At 53.4% G+C, this 18,090-nt stretch carries 17 protein-coding genes and 1 pseudogene; all 18 read left to right on the top strand.

What is annotated here, in order from left to right:
* The first annotated feature begins 154 nt into the window (after positions 1-154).
* The 18 genes and pseudogenes from GURA_RS15215 to lptB all read left to right on the top strand — a co-directional run bounded on the left by GURA_RS15215 (position 155) and on the right by lptB (position 18,058).
* Complete coding sequence (locus GURA_RS15215; RefSeq protein ID WP_456152160.1) at positions 155-1,831, top strand: methyl-accepting chemotaxis protein; 1,677 nt, start codon at positions 155-157, stop codon at positions 1,829-1,831.
* Positions 1,832-2,123: 292 nt separating this feature from the next.
* A complete protein-coding gene (locus tag GURA_RS15205) occupies positions 2,124-3,635 on the top strand; it encodes a sensor histidine kinase (protein ID WP_232278921.1) in 1,512 nt (503 codons plus the stop codon).
* Between the two features lie 32 nt (positions 3,636-3,667).
* On the top strand, positions 3,668-4,072 hold the full coding sequence (locus tag GURA_RS15200) for a response regulator (RefSeq protein WP_011939828.1): 405 nt from the start codon (positions 3,668-3,670) through the stop codon (positions 4,070-4,072).
* Between the two features lie 402 nt (positions 4,073-4,474).
* On the top strand, positions 4,475-4,963 hold the full coding sequence (locus GURA_RS15195; RefSeq protein WP_011939827.1) for a chemotaxis protein CheW: 489 nt from the start codon (positions 4,475-4,477) through the stop codon (positions 4,961-4,963).
* 79 nt (positions 4,964-5,042) lie between these two features.
* Positions 5,043-6,773: a methyl-accepting chemotaxis protein gene (locus GURA_RS15190; RefSeq protein WP_011939826.1), complete on the top strand. Its 1,731-nt coding sequence runs from the start codon at positions 5,043-5,045 to the stop codon at positions 6,771-6,773.
* A gap of 236 nt (positions 6,774-7,009) precedes the next feature.
* The gene (locus GURA_RS15185; protein ID WP_011939825.1) at positions 7,010-7,867 is read left to right on the top strand and encodes a CheR family methyltransferase; all 858 of its coding nucleotides are present in this window, start codon (positions 7,010-7,012) and stop codon (positions 7,865-7,867) included.
* Positions 7,864-8,391 carry a chemotaxis protein CheD gene (locus GURA_RS15180; RefSeq protein WP_011939824.1) on the top strand — a complete coding sequence of 176 codons (528 nt, stop codon included), beginning with the start codon at positions 7,864-7,866 and terminating at the stop codon, positions 8,389-8,391. The genes GURA_RS15185 and GURA_RS15180 overlap by 4 nt, the downstream gene beginning before the upstream one ends.
* A gap of 70 nt (positions 8,392-8,461) precedes the next feature.
* Positions 8,462-9,529 (top strand): protein-glutamate methylesterase/protein-glutamine glutaminase, encoded by a 1,068-nt coding sequence (locus GURA_RS15175; RefSeq protein WP_011939823.1) that lies wholly within the window; start codon positions 8,462-8,464, stop codon positions 9,527-9,529.
* Positions 9,530-9,573: 44 nt separating this feature from the next.
* Positions 9,574-10,812 carry an EAL and HDOD domain-containing protein gene (locus GURA_RS15170; protein ID WP_011939822.1) on the top strand — a complete coding sequence of 413 codons (1,239 nt, stop codon included), beginning with the start codon at positions 9,574-9,576 and terminating at the stop codon, positions 10,810-10,812.
* 106 nt (positions 10,813-10,918) lie between these two features.
* On the top strand, positions 10,919-11,674 hold the full coding sequence (gene kdsB, locus GURA_RS15165; RefSeq protein WP_011939821.1) for a 3-deoxy-manno-octulosonate cytidylyltransferase: 756 nt from the start codon (positions 10,919-10,921) through the stop codon (positions 11,672-11,674).
* Between the two features lie 84 nt (positions 11,675-11,758).
* The gene (locus GURA_RS15160; protein ID WP_011939820.1) at positions 11,759-13,363 is read left to right on the top strand and encodes a CTP synthase; all 1,605 of its coding nucleotides are present in this window, start codon (positions 11,759-11,761) and stop codon (positions 13,361-13,363) included.
* Positions 13,364-13,495: 132 nt separating this feature from the next.
* Positions 13,496-14,314: a 3-deoxy-8-phosphooctulonate synthase gene (kdsA, locus tag GURA_RS15155; RefSeq protein ID WP_011939819.1), complete on the top strand. Its 819-nt coding sequence runs from the start codon at positions 13,496-13,498 to the stop codon at positions 14,312-14,314.
* A gap of 213 nt (positions 14,315-14,527) precedes the next feature.
* A complete protein-coding gene (locus tag GURA_RS15150; protein WP_011939818.1) occupies positions 14,528-15,493 on the top strand; it encodes a KpsF/GutQ family sugar-phosphate isomerase in 966 nt (321 codons plus the stop codon).
* A 29-nt stretch (positions 15,494-15,522) separates the two neighbouring features.
* Positions 15,523-15,573: pseudogene (locus GURA_RS25380) on the top strand (hypothetical protein); the annotation flags it as partial.
* Between the two features lie 10 nt (positions 15,574-15,583).
* Complete coding sequence (locus GURA_RS15145) at positions 15,584-16,099, top strand: KdsC family phosphatase (protein WP_011939817.1); 516 nt, start codon at positions 15,584-15,586, stop codon at positions 16,097-16,099.
* Positions 16,100-16,255: 156 nt separating this feature from the next.
* Positions 16,256-16,831, top strand: coding sequence for an LPS export ABC transporter periplasmic protein LptC (gene lptC, locus GURA_RS15140; protein ID WP_011939816.1), 576 nt, complete (start codon positions 16,256-16,258; stop codon positions 16,829-16,831).
* On the top strand, positions 16,828-17,337 hold the full coding sequence (lptA, locus tag GURA_RS15135; RefSeq protein WP_011939815.1) for a lipopolysaccharide transport periplasmic protein LptA: 510 nt from the start codon (positions 16,828-16,830) through the stop codon (positions 17,335-17,337). Before lptC ends, lptA begins: the two co-directional genes overlap by 4 nt.
* Entirely contained in the window at positions 17,318-18,058 is a 741-nt protein-coding gene (gene lptB / locus GURA_RS15130) for an LPS export ABC transporter ATP-binding protein (protein WP_011939814.1), read from the top strand. The genes lptA and lptB overlap by 20 nt, the downstream gene beginning before the upstream one ends.
* Positions 18,059-18,090 lie beyond the last annotated feature (32 nt).

The following is an 18,090-nucleotide window of genomic DNA, read 5'->3' as shown; positions in this document are numbered from 1 at the left end:
CCTGGGCAAACTGGCGCAAGGCGATGTCAACTTTACCATCGTCACCGAGCCGGCCGATGATGATACCAGGGAAGTATATGCGACCTTCGAGTCAATCGCCGACGCATTAAACTCCTGCGTCAAGGTGGTCAATACCCTCAGCGCCGATGCCACCATGCTTTCCCAGGCGGCAATGGAGGGGCGGTTGAACACCCGCGCCGACGCTGACAAGCACCGGGGAGCGTATCGCGACATAGTCCAGGGGGTTAACGATACGATAGCCAGGCTGGTCGGGTTCCTGGACAGCATGCCCAGTCCGGCCATGATCGTCGATAACGATTTCACGGTTCTCTACATGAACGAACTGGGGGCAAAGGTCGGGGGGAAGGTGCCGGCCCAGGTGGCCGGGACGAAATGCTACGACCACTTCAAGACAAGCGACTGTAAGACCCAGAACTGTGCCTGCTACCAGGCCATCTCCGGCGGCCGTGAGGCAACGAGCGAGGCTGATGCCCATCCCGCGGTTGGGCTTGATCTTGACATCTCATATACCGGCGTGCCGATCAAGGACGGGAGCGGCAAGGTGATCGGCGCCTTCGAGGTGGTGACGGACCTGACCGCGGTGAAGAAGGCGGCCCGGTTGGCCAGTAAAATTGCCGACTACCAGGAGAATGAAACCACCAAACTCGTGGCTGGTTTGGGGCGGCTGGCGAAAGGTGATGTCAACTTTACCCTCGCAACCGAGCCTTGCGACAATGATACCAAGGAAGTCAAACAGACCTTCGAGGCAATAGCCGCTGCTGTCAATAGCTCTGTTCAGGCGACCCGGAGTATCTCTGAGGCAGCTAAACTGATTGCCAACGGCGACCTTACGGTTGAGATAAAGGAACGTTCTGCAGAAGACGAGCTGATGCTTGCCTTGCATGCCATGGTTAAAAAGCTGAACGACGTGGTCAGCGAGGTAAAATCGGCTGCCGACAATGTGGCTGCCGGGAGCCAGGAACTTTCCTCCAGCTCCGAACAGATGTCCCAAGGGGCGAGTGAGCAGGCGGCGGCAGCCGAAGAGGCATCTTCCTCCATGGAGCAGATGTCGTCCAATATCAAACAGACCGCCGACAACGCGTTACAGACGGAAAAGATTGCCGTCAAATCCGCTATCGACGCCCAGGAAGGTGGGAAGGCAGTGGTCCAGACGGTGGCTGCCATGAAGGAGATTGCCGGCAAGATCTCCATCATCGAAGAGATCGCCCGGCAGACCAACCTCCTCGCCCTGAACGCGGCCATAGAGGCGGCACGGGCCGGCGAGCACGGCAAAGGGTTTGCGGTGGTGGCAAGCGAGGTGCGGAAGCTTGCCGAACGGAGCCAGAAGGCGGCCGCGGAAATCTCCGAACTCTCTTCCACCAGCGTGGAGATAGCGGAGAAGGCTGGCGAGATGCTGACCAGGATGGTCCCCGACATCCAGAAAACCGCTGAACTGGTGCAGGAGATCAGCGCCGGCAGCAAGGAGCAGGATGCCGGCGCCGAGCAGATCAACAAGGCAATCCAGCAACTGGATCAGGTGATCCAGCAGAATGCCGGCGCCTCCGAGGAAATGGCATCCACCGCAGAAGAGCTCGCTTCGCAGGCCGAACAGTTGCAGTGCAGCATCGCCTTCTTCAAAATCGGAGAAGAATCGGTCGGGAGAAAAACAGCGGTTGTGAAGAAAGACGACCGCAAACCCGCCGTCAAGTCAAAGGTAAAAGACACCATGAAGCACGCCATGGCGAACGGCTATGCGAAAAAGGCGGTCGGTCATGACCTGGACATGAACGAGGACAGTGAGCAATTGGATAACGAGTATGAGAAATTCTAAAACCGGGAACTAAGATATTTTATTCTGTAAAACCTGACGGCGGTTAGGGTTAAATGGCGGCGCCAGGGCCGCATAACGGTTCCTGGCAGTCAACAGAGGTGAGGCGGACATGGGCGCGATCCAGCGACTATGTCCGCTTTTTTTTGTTTATTCCAGAATTTCGACTACACTTACTACACTTATACCGGTTTTTAACCAAAATAATGATTATTAGCTTTACGTCTAATGTTAAATCATTATAATAATGTGGCTGGAATTTTCCCGGTCTTTTGTAAGCATGGATGCAGCAAAAATGGCAAATGATTCCACCAGAAAAAAAACTAGCTGCGCCACTTTGGAACGGTATGCCTGGCCACTGGTTGCTGCATGGACAATATTGCCGGCCGTATTTCTCGTCGGGAGCGTGGTCCGTGAAACAAACCACATGGCGCCGATCACAGTTGTCGGGCATCGGGAGATTCTTTTCAACAGCCTGGGATATGTCATCCTCTGGATGGTGGGGGTAGGCGGCATTTGTCTGGTGGGCAGACGGCTGGTGCGGTGCGAGCGGGAGCGAACAGCCGCAGAGGAGGCGTTGTTACAATCCCGGGAAGATCTGGAATCAAAGGTTAAAGAGAGGACTGCTGAACTGGAAAAGGCAAATGTAAGGCTTAAATGTGAAGTCGTGGAGCGCATGCGGGCAGAAGAAGCGCTACGTGAATCGGAGATGAAATACCGCATAGTCGCTGATAACACCTATGGATGGGAATTCTGGTTAAACCCGGAGGGTCGCTTTATATACACGTCGCCGGCATGCCTGGATATCACCGGATATAGTGCGGATGATTTTGCGGCAGACCCTGATCTATTTTATCGAATTATCCATTCGGATGACCGATCGAGTTTTCGAAGCCATCGGCATGAAGTTGAGCAAAAATTCAAAAGCGATGTGGCCGCGTTTCGCATTATCCGTCCGGATGGAAGTTGCAGATGGATTGGGCATGTCTGCCGGCCGGTTTTCGACAACAATGGCAATTTTATCGGTATTCGCGGCAGCAACCGCGATATCAGCGAACGTAAACAGGCCGAAGTGGAAATATGGAAATTGAACGAGGAGCTGGAACAGCGCGTCCTTAAACGCACCGCACAACTGGAGGCATCCAACAGGGAGTTGGAAGGTTTTTGCTATGCGATCTCCCACGACCTGCGCGCCCCGCTCAACCGCCTTGAAGGTTACAGCCGGGCCATATTGGAAGACTGCTCAGAGCTGCTTGACGCGCAAGGCCGGTTTTACGCCGAACGTATAGAACAGGGAAGCCTGCAGTTGAAAAGGGTGATCGATGTCCTTCTCGAACTGAGCAGGCTGACACGGAGCGAGCTGACTGTGCAGGATGTGAATCTGAGTGAGATTGCCCGTTCAATAATTCAAGAGCTGAAGGAGATGCATCCCGACCGTGTCGTTGAATTCGTTGCAGCCCCTGATGTCATGGTGAAAGGCGATGTCGCGATGTTAACGATTGCATTGAAAAACCTTCTCGACAATGCCTGGAAGTATACGGCGAAACATTCGACGGCAGGGATAGAATTCGGCATTACCGAGCATAAACGACGCAGGGTCTGTTATGTCCGTGATGACGGGGTAGGTTTTGATATGAAATTTGCCAAGAAGCTGTTCAAGCCGTTCGAGAGCATCCATTGCCCCGGCGAGTTTCCCGGCAACGGTATCGGTCTTGCGACCGTGCAGAGGGTCATTCAGCGCCATGGCGGCCGAATTTGGGCGGAAGGGGCGATAGAAAAGGGCGCAACCTTTTATTTTTCACTCTAAGGCTTGACAGGCCCTAACAGGAAGGAGTGCTGATGTGGTCGAACATCCTTGTCTTAATGGTTGAGGACAATCCTGATGACGAATTTCTGACGCTGAGAGAGTTGAAGAAATGCGGCATTGAAGGGGTCTTGGTCGCCCGCGACGGGGCGGATGCAATCGATTGTCTGTTCTGTGCCGGCAACCATGCGGAACGCGACAAAGCCATGATGCCGCGGTTAATCCTGCTAGATCTGAAACTTCCCAAGTTGAATGGCCTGGAAGTGCTCCAATCCATCCGGGATGATGAGCGAATGAGGGACATCCCGGTCATCATCACCAGTTCCTCCCAAGAGCCGTCAGACATCGAAAGCTGCCGGAGACTGGGGGTGGAGTTTTTCCTGAACAAGCCGCTTGACGGCAGGAAACTTATTGAGATTATGAATGATATGGGGATATAGCTTTTAAAGCTGGTATTGTCACCTTTGCCTGTACCGGAAGCGCCGTGGGAGACCACGGCGTTTTTTTGTTAGTTAAAAACACTCAGCGTTGTCCGGTTTGGTTTGTGCATCAAGGTTGTTAAGCCCCATTAGGGGCGTTCGAATGTAGCGGGGGATTCATCCCCCGGATGAGATGCTATATTTCCCCACGTCACGTACGTGACGTGATGATATTTCGCCTGGATGACCGGGGAATGAATTCCCCGGCTACCAGTATTCTGTCCCTACGGGACGTAAGCAAAAACCAAACCGGACAACGCTGAAAAACACTAAAGAAATTTCTTGGGTGGACGATAAGAAAGTTTATGTGCAAAGTCTTATGTTGTTGGCGAAAGGAGAGAGCAGTCTATGGGCGGAGACGGAATGGGAGAAATAACGCAGTATCTGACCTTTACCCTTGATGCGGAGGTGTTTGCCCTGGATATTGGCAAGGTCAGGGAGGTCCTGGACTTCTCCAGCGTAACCAAGGTGCCGCAGATGCCGGAGTTTATGCGCGGGGTGATAAACCTGCGCGGCAATGTGGTGCCGGTGGTAGACATGCGCCTTAAATTCGGCATGGCCGTCACGGAAAAAACGGTGAATACCTGCATCATCATCGTGGAGGTCGCTATCGACGGGGAGATTACGATACTGGGCGCCATGGCGGATTCGGTCCAGGAGGTGCTGGATCTTGAGCCGGAACAGATAGAGCCTGCGCCGCGGATCGGCACAAAGCTCAATACGGATTTTATACTGGGGATGGGAAAGCGCGACGAGCGGTTTATTATGATCCTCGACGTGGACAAGGTTTTTTCCATGGCTGATCTGGCGGCGGTGTATGGGGAACAACCCTCAATGGCCGTTAACGGGTGAGGAATACCCAGGGATGCGAAAAGTGAAGGGTGAATAAATCCATTTACACTTTCCACGGGCAATTATAGGAGCTACGAATATGAAATGGTTCAGTAATTTGAAGATAGGCAAGCGGATGACTCTGGGATTTGGTTTGTTGTTGGTAATTATGGTGGTGCTGATCTGGGAAGGTGTACACAGCATGGCCGGGATTAAAGAGAATCTTAACCGCATAGTAACGATCAACAGTGTCCGAATAGAACTGGCCAACGACAGTAACGATCAAATTGGTGTGATTCAAGTCAATATGAGAAACATTATCATGGAGACGGATGCATCCAAACATCCCGAGATGCTAAAAAAGATTGATGGTGCCAGAGCTAAGTATGACGAGAATTTCAAAAAAATACAGGAAATGACCAGTAAGGATGATACAAAATCACATGACTTATTTGCCAAGTTAAAGGAGGTACAGGATCATGCCCGTACCCTGAACAACAAAGTGCTGGAGCTTGATGCGGCAAAACAAGACGTCGAAGCGATTGCCTTCATGAAAAAAGAAGCGGCGCCTGCTATTGATATGTGGCAAGAGTTGCTCGAAAAGCTGATCGAGCACAACAGTGAGCGTAACAAGATGCGCTACGAAGAAGCGGCTAAAGAATATGAAAGTGCCAGAAACACGATGATCGGCCTGGGGGCTGCTGCTATTCTGATCGCCATCTTTACAGCATTTTTTCTGACCCGCGGCATCGTCCGTCCGCTCACCGAGGCGGTGAGCGTTGCCAATAAGCTGTCCGAGGGTGACCTGACCGTCGCCATCGAGTCGAACAGCGGGGATGAGACCGGCCAGTTGCTGACCGCCATGGGGGCCATGGTTGCAAAGCTGAAGGAGATCGTCGGCGAGGTGAAGAGCGCTGCGGACAATGTTGCCTCAGGCAGTCAGGAACTTTCCTCCGGTTCTGAGGAGATGTCCCAGGGGGCGAGCGAGCAGGCGGCCGCTGCCGAGGAGGCCTCTTCCAGCATGGAGCAGATGTCGTCCAACATCAGGCAGAACGCCGATAATGCCATCCAGACCGAAAAGATTGCGGTGAAGTCCGCCGGTGACGCCAAGGAAGGGGGCAAGGCCGTGGAAGAGACCGTCCATGCCATGAAGGAGATAGCAGGGAAGATCTCCATCATCGAAGAGATAGCGCGGCAGACGAACCTCCTGGCATTGAACGCAGCCATCGAGGCGGCGCGTGCCGGAGAGCACGGCAAGGGATTCGCCGTAGTGGCGAGCGAGGTGCGCAAGCTGGCCGAGAGGAGCCAGAAGGCGGCTGCCGAGATCAGCGAGCTTTCGGCATCGAGCGTTGATGTGGCTGAGAAGGCGGGCGATCTCTTGACCAAGATGGTGCCGGATATCCAGCGGACCGCCGAGCTGGTGCAGGAGATCAGCGCGGCGAGCAGGGAGCAGGATACCGGCGCAGAACAGATCAACAAGGCGATCCAGCAGCTGGATCAGGTGATCCAGCAGAACGCCGGCGCATCCGAGGAGATGGCTTCTACCGCCGAGGAGCTCGCCTCCCAGGCGGAGCAGCTCCAGGCTACTATTGCCTTCTTCAAGGTGGATGAGAGGAGCGCTGTGAAGAGGACAGCGGTTCAGTCGCGGCCAGTGGCCAAAAACGCGGCAAAGCAGACCGGCAAGGCAAAGGTGCATAATATCGCCCATATCAAGAAAGCGAACGGCTATGACAAGGGTCAGGTTGCGAACGGCAAGGCGGCGGTCAATGCCGGAGGGGTCGGCCTGGATATGGAGAATGACAACCTGGATTCCGAGTTCGAGAAGTTCTGAACGGAGGCTGAAGGATAAAGGCTGAAGGATAAAGGCTGAAGGGAAACCTTCGGCCTTTATCCTTTTCCATCCACAGTCTTTGGTCCTTTCACCTTTCACTTTTAGCCTTTCACCTTTGGCCTTTGGCCTGATTTTCCCCTAAACATCTTCCAATAAGCGCCGATAAGAAAATCAGGATAACTTCAGGGCGCAGCTCCAATTATCCAATATATATCAATTATTCAGGAGGCAGGAAGATGAACGATGCCTGTCATGGTGTGGAACGTTCCCACACCTTGTCTAACGGAGATTTTTCCCGTTTGAGCCAGTTCATATATGACGAACTTGGCATCAAGATGCCGATCGCTAAAAAAACCATGCTTGAAGCGCGCCTGCAAAAACGCCTGAGAAGCCTTGGAATAGAATCTTTTCATGTTTACTGCGACTATCTCTTCAGCTCACAGGGGATAGAAAATGAAATGGTGCAGATGATCGACCTGGTGACCACCAACAAGACCGACTTCTTCCGCGAACCGGATCACTTTGATTACCTGCTGCAAAATGTCTTGCCCGAATGGGTCAACAGGCATCCGGGAAAAAAGCTCGTGGTCTGGAGCGCCGGCTGTTCCACGGGCGAAGAACCGTATACCCTGGCCATGGTGCTTTCACAATTCGCGGACAGCTATCCTGGCTTCAACTATCAAATCCTTGCCACAGATATCTCCACGCGTGTGCTGGAAAAGGCCAAGCTGGCCGTTTATGATGAAGAACGGGTGATCCCCGTGCCGATGACATTGAAAAAAAAGTACCTGCTGCGCAGTAAGGACAAAAGCTGCCAAAGGGTGCGGATCGTGCCGGAGTTACGGGAAAAGGTGCGATTTCGCCGCCTGAACTTCATGGATGGCGATTTCGCCATGCGTGAACCGATCGATATCATTTTCTGTAGAAATGTGATTATTTATTTCGACAGGCCGACCCAGGAAAAACTGTTGAATCATTTTTGCGTACATATGGTGCCGGGCGCTTACATTTTTATGGGACATTCCGAAACCTTGAGCGGACTGGATGTGCCGTTGACCATGGTTCATCCGACCGTCTACAGGAAACTCAAATGACGCCGCTTGCGACGGAATTGCCGCACCTCTATCTCAAGCCGGGAGAGATGCGCATCTGTGAGGAACCGACCATCGTTACGACCTTGCTCGGTTCTTGTGTGGCGGTTGCCATGTATAATGAACGGCTCAAGATCGGCGCGATCTGTCACGGTCTGCTGCCATCGTGCAGAAACGCCCGGCCGTGCGACGGCCACTGTCTGGAGGGATTCAGGTATGTGGACTGTTCCATCAGGCGCATGCTGGAGGTATTTCAGAAGCGTGGCATTGTCCAAAGTGAAATCGATGTTAAAGTCTTCGGCGGTTCCGACATGTTCAACGTTAAGGTCGGGGCGAGAAAAAGCAGCAGCGTCGGGCGGCAGAATGTTGAAAAAGCTCTCCAGATCGTCGATAACGAGGGACTCAGAATAATCGCTTCCGACCTGGGCGGCCTGCGGGGGCGCAAGATATATTTTTATACCCATACCGGAGAGGTGCTTTTGAAGCGCTTGCACAGTTCGATGGTGATTCATTCTGAATCGATTTGATCAGTCTGATCAGGGCTTAAGCGGGTCAAACATCTTCAGAATCTTTCTTTACGATGCAGGGATCTATCGCATGAAAAATATAATACGGGTGCTTATTGTCGATGACTCGGCTGTCGTGCGTCAGACCATGGCGGAAATCCTTTCCTCCGATCCGCAGATCCAGGTGATTGCCACGGCTGCCGATCCCTTCATTGCTGCTGACCGGATCCGGGCGGCAATCCCCGACGTCATCACCTTGGACGTGGAGATGCCGCGCATGGACGGCATCACATTTTTGCACAAGATCATGAGCCAGCACCCGATTCCCGTGGTCATGTGTTCGAGCCTTACCGACATGGGTTCCGAAACGGCGTTGAAGGCGTTGGAGTATGGGGCGGTGGAGATCATTCAGAAGCCGCGCATGGGGACCAAGCAGTTTCTTGAGGAGTCCCGGGTGCGGATCTGTGATGCGGTCAAGGCTGCCAGTCAGGCGCGGGTGAGGCTGGTGTCTGCAAAACCGCGCATTGTTGCCCCGAAGCTGACAGCGGATGTGATCATGGCAAAACCGAATTCACGGGCCATGATGCAGACTACCGAAAAAGTGGTAGTGGTAGGGGCCTCGACCGGCGGCACCGAGGCTTTGCGAGCCTTTCTCGAGGTGCTTCCCGCCGACAGCCCGGGGATCGTCATCGTTCAGCACATGCCGGAGGGCTTTACGCGGGCTTTTTCACAGCGTCTTAACGGGATCTGCCGCGTTTCGGTCAAGGAAGCGGAGAACAACGATACGGTCGTCCGCGGCCGGGTTCTGATCGCCCCCGGCAATCATCACCTCCTTCTCAAGCGGAGCGGCGCCCGTTACTACGTGGAAGTCAAGGATGGCCCCCTCGTTTCGAGGCACCGTCCTTCGGTTGATGTGCTGTTCCGCTCGGCGGCCCGCTATGCGGGCAAAAATGCGGTAGGGGTAATAATGACCGGCATGGGCGACGATGGCGCCAAGGGAATGCTTGAGATGAAGGAGGCCGGGGCGAAGACCATTGCCCAGGATGAAGCTACTTCCATTGTCTTCGGCATGCCCCATGAAGCGATAAAGCTTGGCGGGGTGGACCTTGTCCGTCCGCTGGACAGCATAGCGAGAGAGGTTGTCAGGTTGTGCGATTAGGGAGGCGTGAGCAGTGAGTAGCACGGCTTTTCAAGGAGATTCGCATGTCTCAGGAAAAATATTTTCTCGGCCGCCAGCCGATACTGGATCGGGATCAGCAAATCATCGGTTTCGAGTTGTTGTTCCGCTCGGCGGAAAGCCTGTTGAGCGCGAATATTTCCGACAGCTTTCAAGCCAGCGCCAGTGTCATTGTCAATGCGCTTACCGATTTCGGCACCAAAGAAGTACTTGGTCGGCATAAGGGCTTTTTTAACGTCAACCTGGACATGTTGATGAATGACACGCTTGAATTGTTGCCGAAAGAGCAGGTCGTTATCGAGCTCCTTGAGACTATCGAGATAAATACTGACGTTATCAAACGTTGCCGCGACCTTAAAAAGCTCGGCTTTACCCTTGCTCTGGACGACCATGAATACAGTGCAGCCTATGAGCCGCTCTATCCCCTGATCGACATCGTGAAGCTGGATATTCTGGAGAATTCCTGCGCGTCCCTGTCGGAGGCATTGATGCCTTTGAAGCGCTGGCCGCTTACTTTTTTGGCGGAAAAGGTGGAAACCGCTGAGCAATACTCTTTTTGCTCTGCCCATGGTTTTGAGCTGTTTCAGGGGTATTATTTTGCCCATCCCGTGGTTTTAAAGCAGAACCGGGTGGACATTGCCCAATTGACCCTGACAAAACTGCTGGAGCAGGTGCTCAGGGATGTTGAACTCAGGGAGATAGAAGAAACGTTCAAGCAAAACCCGAACCTGACCTATAACCTGTTGCGCCTGGTCAATTCCGTGGCCATAGGGTTGAGGGAGCGGATCAAAACATTGCGCCATGCCTTAATGGTGCTGGGATTGCAACAATTGAAGCGATGGATCATGCTGGCGCTTTTTGCCAGCAAGAGTGTTCATGGTGTTTTCAGCCCGCTTCTGGTGATTGCGGCAACACGGGGTAAGCTTATGGAATTGCTGGTTAAAAAACAGCCGACCCTTATTGTTGACCCGGACTTTTCCGACCGCGCTTTCATGACCGGCATTCTTTCACTTGTCGATTCATTGTTCGAAGTGTCCATGGAGGAGATGGTCAGGCAACTTAATCTTGCCGATGACATACGTCAGGCGCTCCTCACCAGGGAAGGACCGCTCGGTATGATTCTGCAATTGACGGAAAAGCTGGAGCAGGCAGATTTTGCCGGCGCCGATCTGCTGTTGAAACAGACCGATATCCATCTTGACCACCTCCTCAGAGCGCAGATGGAGACGATTAACTGGACCAACAGCCTGACAGACATGGTGTAATTTCCCTCCTTGACACAAACCTTTCTTTTGATGTAACTTACTTTGTCCCGCCTTACGAGAGAAGGGACATATCTATTTTTATCTTTTTTCACGGTCCCTTGATCCTATGAAAATAACAGCAATTATTCCCGCAAGATATGCATCCACCCGTTTTGAAGGGAAAGCCCTTGCCGACATCATGGGCAAGCCCATGGTGCAACATGTCTACGAGCGGACCGCCAAAGCCTCGCTGGTTTCCGAAGTAATCGTGGCCACTGACGACGAGCGGATTGCCGCAGCTGTCCATGCATTCGGCGGCAGGGCCGAGATGACCTCAAGGGTGCATGAAACCGGGACGGACAGGCTGGCCGAAGTGGCGGCGCGTCTCGATTCCGACATCATCGTCAATGTTCAGGGCGACGAGCCCCTCATTGAGCCTGCCATGATCGATGAGGCGATCAAACCGCTCGCCGAGGATTCTTCTGTCATGATGGGGACCCTCAAAACACGCATCAAGACCTTGCACGATTTTCTCAGCCCCAATGTGGTCAAGGTGGTTACCGACTGGGAAGGGTATGCCCTTTATTTTTCCCGTTCACCGCTACCCAATTTCCGCGACAAGTGGAATGATCTGAAGGACGAGGCGTTTGCCTCGCGTAAACTGCTCTGCTACAAGCACGTGGGACTGTATGTTTACCGTCGCGACTTCCTCCTCCAATTCGCCCAGATGTCACCCACTTACCTGGAAATGGCGGAAAAGCTGGAGCAGCTCCGGGTTCTGGAAAACGGTTATAGAATCAAGGTCGTGGAGACCGATTATGAATCCATAGGGGTCGATACTCCCGGCGACCTGGAGAAGGTGTTGGAGAGACTTAAAAAGTAGTGAGCAGTGAAGAGTAAGTGGTGGGTAGTCCGATTTTTACACTTCACGACTCACTAGTTACTACTTAAGGTAAGGAGTTTTTACATGAAGACCAAATTTATTTTTGTTACCGGCGGCGTTGTTTCCTCCATTGGCAAGGGACTCGCCGCCGCTTCTTTGGGAGCGCTTTTGGAGGCCCGCGGTCTGCGGGTTACCCATCAGAAACTGGATCCTTACATCAACGTCGATCCCGGCACCATGTCGCCGTTTCAGCATGGTGAAGTGTTTGTTACCGATGACGGCGCCGAAACCGACCTGGATCTGGGCCATTACGAGCGGTACACCTCGGCACGCCTTTCGAAAAAGAGCAACTTTACCACCGGCCAGGTATATTTTTCCGTGATCGAGAAGGAGCGTCGCGGCGATTATCTGGGGGGCACCGTGCAGGTAATCCCCCATATTACCGACGAGATAAAATCCAAGATACTCGATAACGCCAAAGGATCGGACATCGCTATTATCGAGATAGGCGGGACCGTGGGTGACATTGAGTCGCTACCTTTTCTCGAAGCGATACGCCAGTTCAAGGCCGACCGTGGCGCCGGTAACGTCCTCTACCTGCATGTTACCCTCGTTCCTTTCATCAAGACTGCCGACGAACTGAAAACCAAGCCGACCCAGCATTCGGTGAAAGAATTGCGGGAGATCGGCATTCAGCCGGATATCCTTCTCTGCCGTTGTGAGCAGGATCTCCCCCGGGAGATGAAGGCAAAGATCGCACTGTTCTGCAATGTGGAGGAAAAGGCGGTAATTACCTCCATGGACGCCGAACACATTTATGCGGTGCCTCTGGCGCTGCATAAGGAGGGACTTGACGAACAGGTGGTGGAGAAACTCAACATCTGGGCCAAGGCACCGGATTTGACCCCCTGGCAGCAAGTGGTCGATAAACTGATGCACCCCGGTCACGGCAAGGTGCGTATCGCCATCGTCGGTAAATACGTAAACCTGACCGAGTCGTATAAATCATTGGCAGAGGCTCTTACCCACGGTGGCATTGCCAACGATTGCCGGGTCCATCTGAGCTACCTGGATTCGGAAAAAATCGAACAGGAAGGGATTGATGGCTTGTTGGACGGGGTTGACGGCATCCTTGTGCCGGGTGGCTTTGGCGAACGGGGTACTGAGGGGAAGATAAAGGCGATAGAGTATGCCCGAACCAGGAAAATCCCCTTTTTCGGCATCTGTCTGGGAATGCAGATGGCGGTCGTGGAATACGCCCGGAACGTCTGCCACTTGGATGATGCCTTTTCAAGCGAATTCAAGCAGGATTGCGCGAACCCGATCATCCATCTTATGGAGGAACAGAAAGGCGTCAGCCGCAAAGGCGGCACCATGCGCCTCGGCGCTTATCCCTGCACCCTTGCCAAGGGATCGTTCGCCCAAAAGGCTTACGGGACTCTTGATATATCCGAGCGCCACCGCCATCGCTACGAATTCAACAATGATTACCGTGACCTCCTTGTCTCAAACGGACTGATTCTTTCCGGTATTTACAAGGAGGGGGATCTGGTGGAGATTGTGGAGATACCCGATCACCCGTGGTTCGTCGGTTGCCAGTTCCACCCGGAGTTTAAATCCAAGCCGCTCAATCCGCACCCACTCTTCAGGGCCTTCATTGCTGCGGCGCTGCATAATATAAAGGCGTGAACTGGGAACTGGGAACTGGGAACTGGGAACTGGGAACTGGGAACTGGGAACTGGGAACTGGGAACCGTTTTAAAACGCTTTTCCTGATCCCCAATCCCCGATCCCTGATCCCAGCTTTTAAAGGAAATAAACATGGTAAAAGAAATAAGCGTCGGCAATGTCAAGATAGGCGGCGACCGGCCGCTGGTACTCATTGCCGGGCCGTGCGTGATTGAAAATGAGGTGGCAACCATGCGCTGCGCTGAGCGGCTCATGACCATCTGCAACGGGGTTTCGATTCCCCTCATATTCAAGGCTTCCTACGACAAGGCTAACCGTACCTCGGTCAATTCGTTTCGCGGGCCGGGAATGAAGGATGGGCTCAAGATCCTCAAAAAGGTGAAAGAAGCTCTCGGTGTGCCGGTGCTGTCCGACATCCATTCCATAGAGCAGGTGGAGCCGGCAGCCGAGGTGCTCGATGTTGTACAGATACCGGCTTTTCTCTGCCGGCAGACCGATCTGGTTGTGGCTGCTGCGCGAAGCGGCAAGGTGGTGAATATCAAGAAGGGACAGTTTCTCGCTCCCTGGGACATGGAAAATGTGGCAGGCAAGGCCGTTTCAACCGGTAACGACAATATAATCCTGACGGAACGGGGGGTGTCGTTCGGATATAACAACCTGGTGTCCGATATGCGCAGCTTCCCAATTTTGCGGAAAATCGGCTATCCGGTGGTCTTTGACGCGACCCACAGCGTTCAGCTTCCCGGCGGCCTCGGCGGCTCCTCCGGCGGGCAGCGCGAGTTCGTCGAATACCTCGGCCGGGCTGCGGTTGCAACCGGGATCGACGGAATCTTCATGGAAGTCCACGACGACCCGGAAAAGGCCCTCTGCGACGGTCCGAACTCGGTGAAGCTTGAAGATCTGCCCGCGCTGTTGAAGAAACTGAAGGCTATTGATGCCATAGTGAAATAGACTGTTCTGGGTTCTATGTTCTAAGTTCTACGTTATAACCTGGGAACTGGGAACTGGGAACTGGGAACTGGGAACTGGGAACTGGGAACTGGGAACTGGGAACTGGGAACTGGGAACTGGGAACTGGGAACTGGGAACTGGGAACTGGGAACTGGGAACTGGGAACTGGGAACTGGATTTTACCGATCCCCGATCCCCGGTCACGGAGTATTTGTGATTCTTGAAGAAGCGAAAAAGGTAATACGTATCGAGGCGGAGGCGCTCCTTTCCCTCGCTGATGCCATCAACGGCGAGTTCGAAAAGGCGGTGCGCCTGATCCTTGCTTCCCGCGGCCGGGTGGTTGTTACAGGAATGGGGAAGTCAGGGTTGATCGGCCAGAAAATTGCGTCCACCATGGCATCTACCGGTACGCCGGCATTTTTCCTCCATCCTGCGGAGGGTATCCACGGTGACCTTGGCATGATCATGAAGGGTGATGTGGTGATCGCCATCTCAAACAGCGGCGAAACCGAAGAGGTGGTCCGCATCCTGCCGATCATCAAACGCCTCGGGGCGAGCCTGGTTGCCATGACCGGCAATCCGTCTTCCAACCTGGCAAAGGCCGGCGACGTATTCCTCGATATTTCCGTGAAAGAAGAGGCGTGTCCGTTGGGATTGGCCCCGACCGCTTCGACCACGGCCACCTTGGCCATGGGGGATGCCCTTTCCGTAGCGCTTCTCCTGGAGCGCGGTTTCAATGCGGAGGACTTTGCCCTTTTCCACCCTGGCGGGGCCTTGGGAAAAAAACTTATTCTCACGGTCGAGGACATGATGCACGGCGGGGAGGCGATACCGTTGGTGAGTGCCGGCACGCTGATGCGCGAGGCGTTGTTCGTCATTACTTCCAAGGGGTTGGGGATAACCGGGGTTACCGGCGCGGACGGCGCCCTCCTCGGGGTCATTACCGACGGAGATCTTCGCCGGGCGCTGGAGAAGGGCATGGATATCATCAACCTTCCCGCTTCTGACCTCATGTCGATGAAACCGAAGCGGATTAACCGCTCAGAGTTGGCTGCCAAGGCGCTACAGCAAATGGAGCAGTTTTCCATTACCTCGCTGTTCGTCTTCGAGAATGACAGCAGTTTCAGGCCGGTGGGGATAATCCATCTTCACGACCTGTTGAAGGCGGGGATAGCTTAGAGACGGTCGATGGTCGATGGTCGATGGTCGATGGTCGATGGTCGATGGTCGATGGTCGATGGTCGGTTGGTGAATGGTGAAGGGGAACGCGTGAAAGAACGACTTAGCAACATAAAACTGCTTATCCTCGATGTGGATGGGGTCATGACCGACGGCCGTATCATCTTCGACTCAAACGGCGTGGAGAGCAAGTTTTTCAACGTCAAGGACGGTCACGGCATTAAAATGGTGCAGCGGGCAGGGATTGAGGTTGGGATTATTTCCGGCCGGGGGTCCCAGGTGGTGGTCAATCGGGCCGCTGAATTGGGGATTGCCTGTCTTTACCAGAAATGTCTGGATAAACTGACGCCGTACACGAAGATTTTGGCAGAGACCGGGCTTGACGATTCCCAGGTCGCCTTTGTCGGCGATGATATTATCGATATCCCTATCATGCGCCGGGTGGGGTTTGCCGCGGCTCCGGCCGATGCCGTACCGGATGTGTTACCCCACGTCCACTTTGTGACCAGAAATCGTGGCGGCTGGGGCGCCGTGCGGGAAGTGTGCGATCTGCTGCTCAAGGAACAGGGAGCCTGGGAAACGGTTACCGCTCGGTATTATTCGTAGGGATATTCTCTTAAATCAGTCATCTGTTTTTGTTTATCGGCCGATCATGTTTACAGATGATGTCCTCCCTTCTTCAATCTCCATGCCAAAATTTAAATTGCCCGCCAGAAAGCGCTTTACAGCCCTTTTTTATGATGCTATACTCCCCTTAAAATTATGCTGAAACTCAATAATATCAGGCGATTCCTGGCGTTAGTCATTATTTTGTCCGCTATTTCGGTAGTCGTTGCAATAACGTTGAAAGTTCAGCAGGGCAAGACCCCGGCCGAGACACTTAGTCGGCTTCCCGGGAATGTTGATGTGGCCCTGCAGAAAATTCACTACACAGAAACGAAGGCCGGGGTGAAAAAGTGGGATCTTCTTGCCGATCAGGCCGTATTCGATAGGAAGAGCGAGATTATTCACCTGACCGGTGTCCGTCTGCTTGTTGCTGCCGGCGGTAAAATGGGGGATATTACCCTGACAGCCGACCGGGCTGATTATGACAGCAAATCAAAAGATGTGAAGCTTGTGGGCAACGTTGAGGCAAAAAGCGTATCCGGGATGCGATTTACCACTGAAATCGCGATTTATATGGCAAACCGTTCCATGATCAAGACTGCAGGCAGGGTAAGATTCAGCGATGGACAATTGGACCTGGACGGCGTCGGTATGGAGCTGATGACGGTAACGAAGAACCTGAAGATAATGAAGGACGTTACTGCAAGCGTGAGGACAGGAATCAACAAGTGATAAAAAAATGTATTCTTGCCATCGTTCTCAGCCTGACGCTTGCCGGTGTGGTGCTTGCCGCAGGAAAATCCGGCGGGGATCGAAATGCTCAACCGATTAAAATTAAATCAAACGAGCTTTTTACCGATAACAATAACAGAACTGCCACGTTTGTCGGGAAGGTTTCGGCACGGCAGGGAGATATGACCATCTACTCCGATAAGCTGGTTATCAACTATTCGGAAAAAGATAAAGATGTTGAAAAAGTTGAGGCTTTCGGCAATGTGCGGGTCGTGCAGGGAAACCGTCAGGCCTTGGCAGGCCACGCCCTCTATGAGAATAAAGCGGGGAAGATAGTTCTCGATACATCTCCCAAGGTATACCAGGGGGATGACGTTGTTTCAGGCAAGGTGATTACCTACTTCGTGGATGAGCAGAAGAGTGTTGTCACCGGTGGGGGGGACGCGCGGGTTGAGGCGGTCATACATCCCATGGACAAGGGAAAAGATGGCAGCGCTAAACCCTGAAAGAACCCTTTATACAAGAGAGCTGAAGAAGAGTTTCAACCGGCGGATGGTTGTCAACAGCGTTGACCTCAAAGTTTCGTCCGGTGAAGTGATCGGCCTCTTGGGGCCGAACGGGGCGGGAAAGACGACTACTTTTTACATGGTGGTCGGACTCTGCCGCCCGGATAGCGGCGCTGTTTATCTGGATGGGGATGCCATTACCGACCTCCCCATGTATCTGCGGGCGCGGAAGGGGATAAGCTATCTTCCCCAGGAGCCTTCGGTTTTTCGTAAATTAACGGTTGAGGAAAACCTGATGGCAGTCCTCGAAACCATGAAATTGTCGAGAAGCCGTTGTCGGGAGCGGGTGGAAGAGCTTCTAGCCGAGTTCAGGATAACCCATATTGCCCGGAGCAAGGGTTTTGCCCTTTCCGGCGGTGAACGCCGCAGGGTCGAAATTGCCAGGGCGCTTGCGACTGATCCTGCTTTCATCCTGCTCGACGAGCCGTTTGCCGGAATTGACCCTTTAGCGGTGATCGATATCCAGGGTATTATCACAGACTTGAAGAACAAGGGGCTCGGCGTGCTCATTTCCGACCACAATGTGCGGGAAACCCTGGGCGTATGTGACAAAGCATATATCCTCAATGCAGGAGAAGTCCTCGAATTCGGTGATCCTGTGCAGATAGCGGAGAGCAGGAAGGCGCGGGAGATTTATCTGGGCGAGAAATTCCGGCTGTAATTCGGGATGCTTTGACGGACGGCATTTCTTCT

The organism is Geotalea uraniireducens Rf4 (assembly GCF_000016745.1).
Lineage (GTDB): Bacteria > Desulfobacterota > Desulfuromonadia > Geobacterales > Geobacteraceae > Geotalea > Geotalea uraniireducens.
Note: the sequence above shows the minus strand (reverse complement) of the source record. Positions and strands in the feature narration are given on the sequence as shown.

Coding starts and splice junctions, on each gene's coding strand:
- GURA_RS15215 (WP_456152160.1), top strand. CDS start 155: ATGCTTTCCCAGGCGGCAATGGAGGGGCGGTTGAACACCCGCGCCGAC.
- GURA_RS15205 (WP_232278921.1), top strand. CDS start 2,124: ATGGCAAATGATTCCACCAGAAAAAAAACTAGCTGCGCCACTTTGGAA.
- GURA_RS15200 (WP_011939828.1), top strand. CDS start 3,668: ATGTGGTCGAACATCCTTGTCTTAATGGTTGAGGACAATCCTGATGAC.
- GURA_RS15195 (WP_011939827.1), top strand. CDS start 4,475: ATGGGAGAAATAACGCAGTATCTGACCTTTACCCTTGATGCGGAGGTG.
- GURA_RS15190 (WP_011939826.1), top strand. CDS start 5,043: ATGAAATGGTTCAGTAATTTGAAGATAGGCAAGCGGATGACTCTGGGA.
- GURA_RS15185 (WP_011939825.1), top strand. CDS start 7,010: ATGAACGATGCCTGTCATGGTGTGGAACGTTCCCACACCTTGTCTAAC.
- GURA_RS15180 (WP_011939824.1), top strand. CDS start 7,864: ATGACGCCGCTTGCGACGGAATTGCCGCACCTCTATCTCAAGCCGGGA.
- GURA_RS15175 (WP_011939823.1), top strand. CDS start 8,462: ATGAAAAATATAATACGGGTGCTTATTGTCGATGACTCGGCTGTCGTG.
- GURA_RS15170 (WP_011939822.1), top strand. CDS start 9,574: ATGTCTCAGGAAAAATATTTTCTCGGCCGCCAGCCGATACTGGATCGG.
- kdsB (WP_011939821.1), top strand. CDS start 10,919: ATGAAAATAACAGCAATTATTCCCGCAAGATATGCATCCACCCGTTTT.
- GURA_RS15160 (WP_011939820.1), top strand. CDS start 11,759: ATGAAGACCAAATTTATTTTTGTTACCGGCGGCGTTGTTTCCTCCATT.
- kdsA (WP_011939819.1), top strand. CDS start 13,496: ATGGTAAAAGAAATAAGCGTCGGCAATGTCAAGATAGGCGGCGACCGG.
- lptC (WP_011939816.1), top strand. CDS start 16,256: ATGCTGAAACTCAATAATATCAGGCGATTCCTGGCGTTAGTCATTATT.
- lptB (WP_011939814.1), top strand. CDS start 17,318: ATGGCAGCGCTAAACCCTGAAAGAACCCTTTATACAAGAGAGCTGAAG.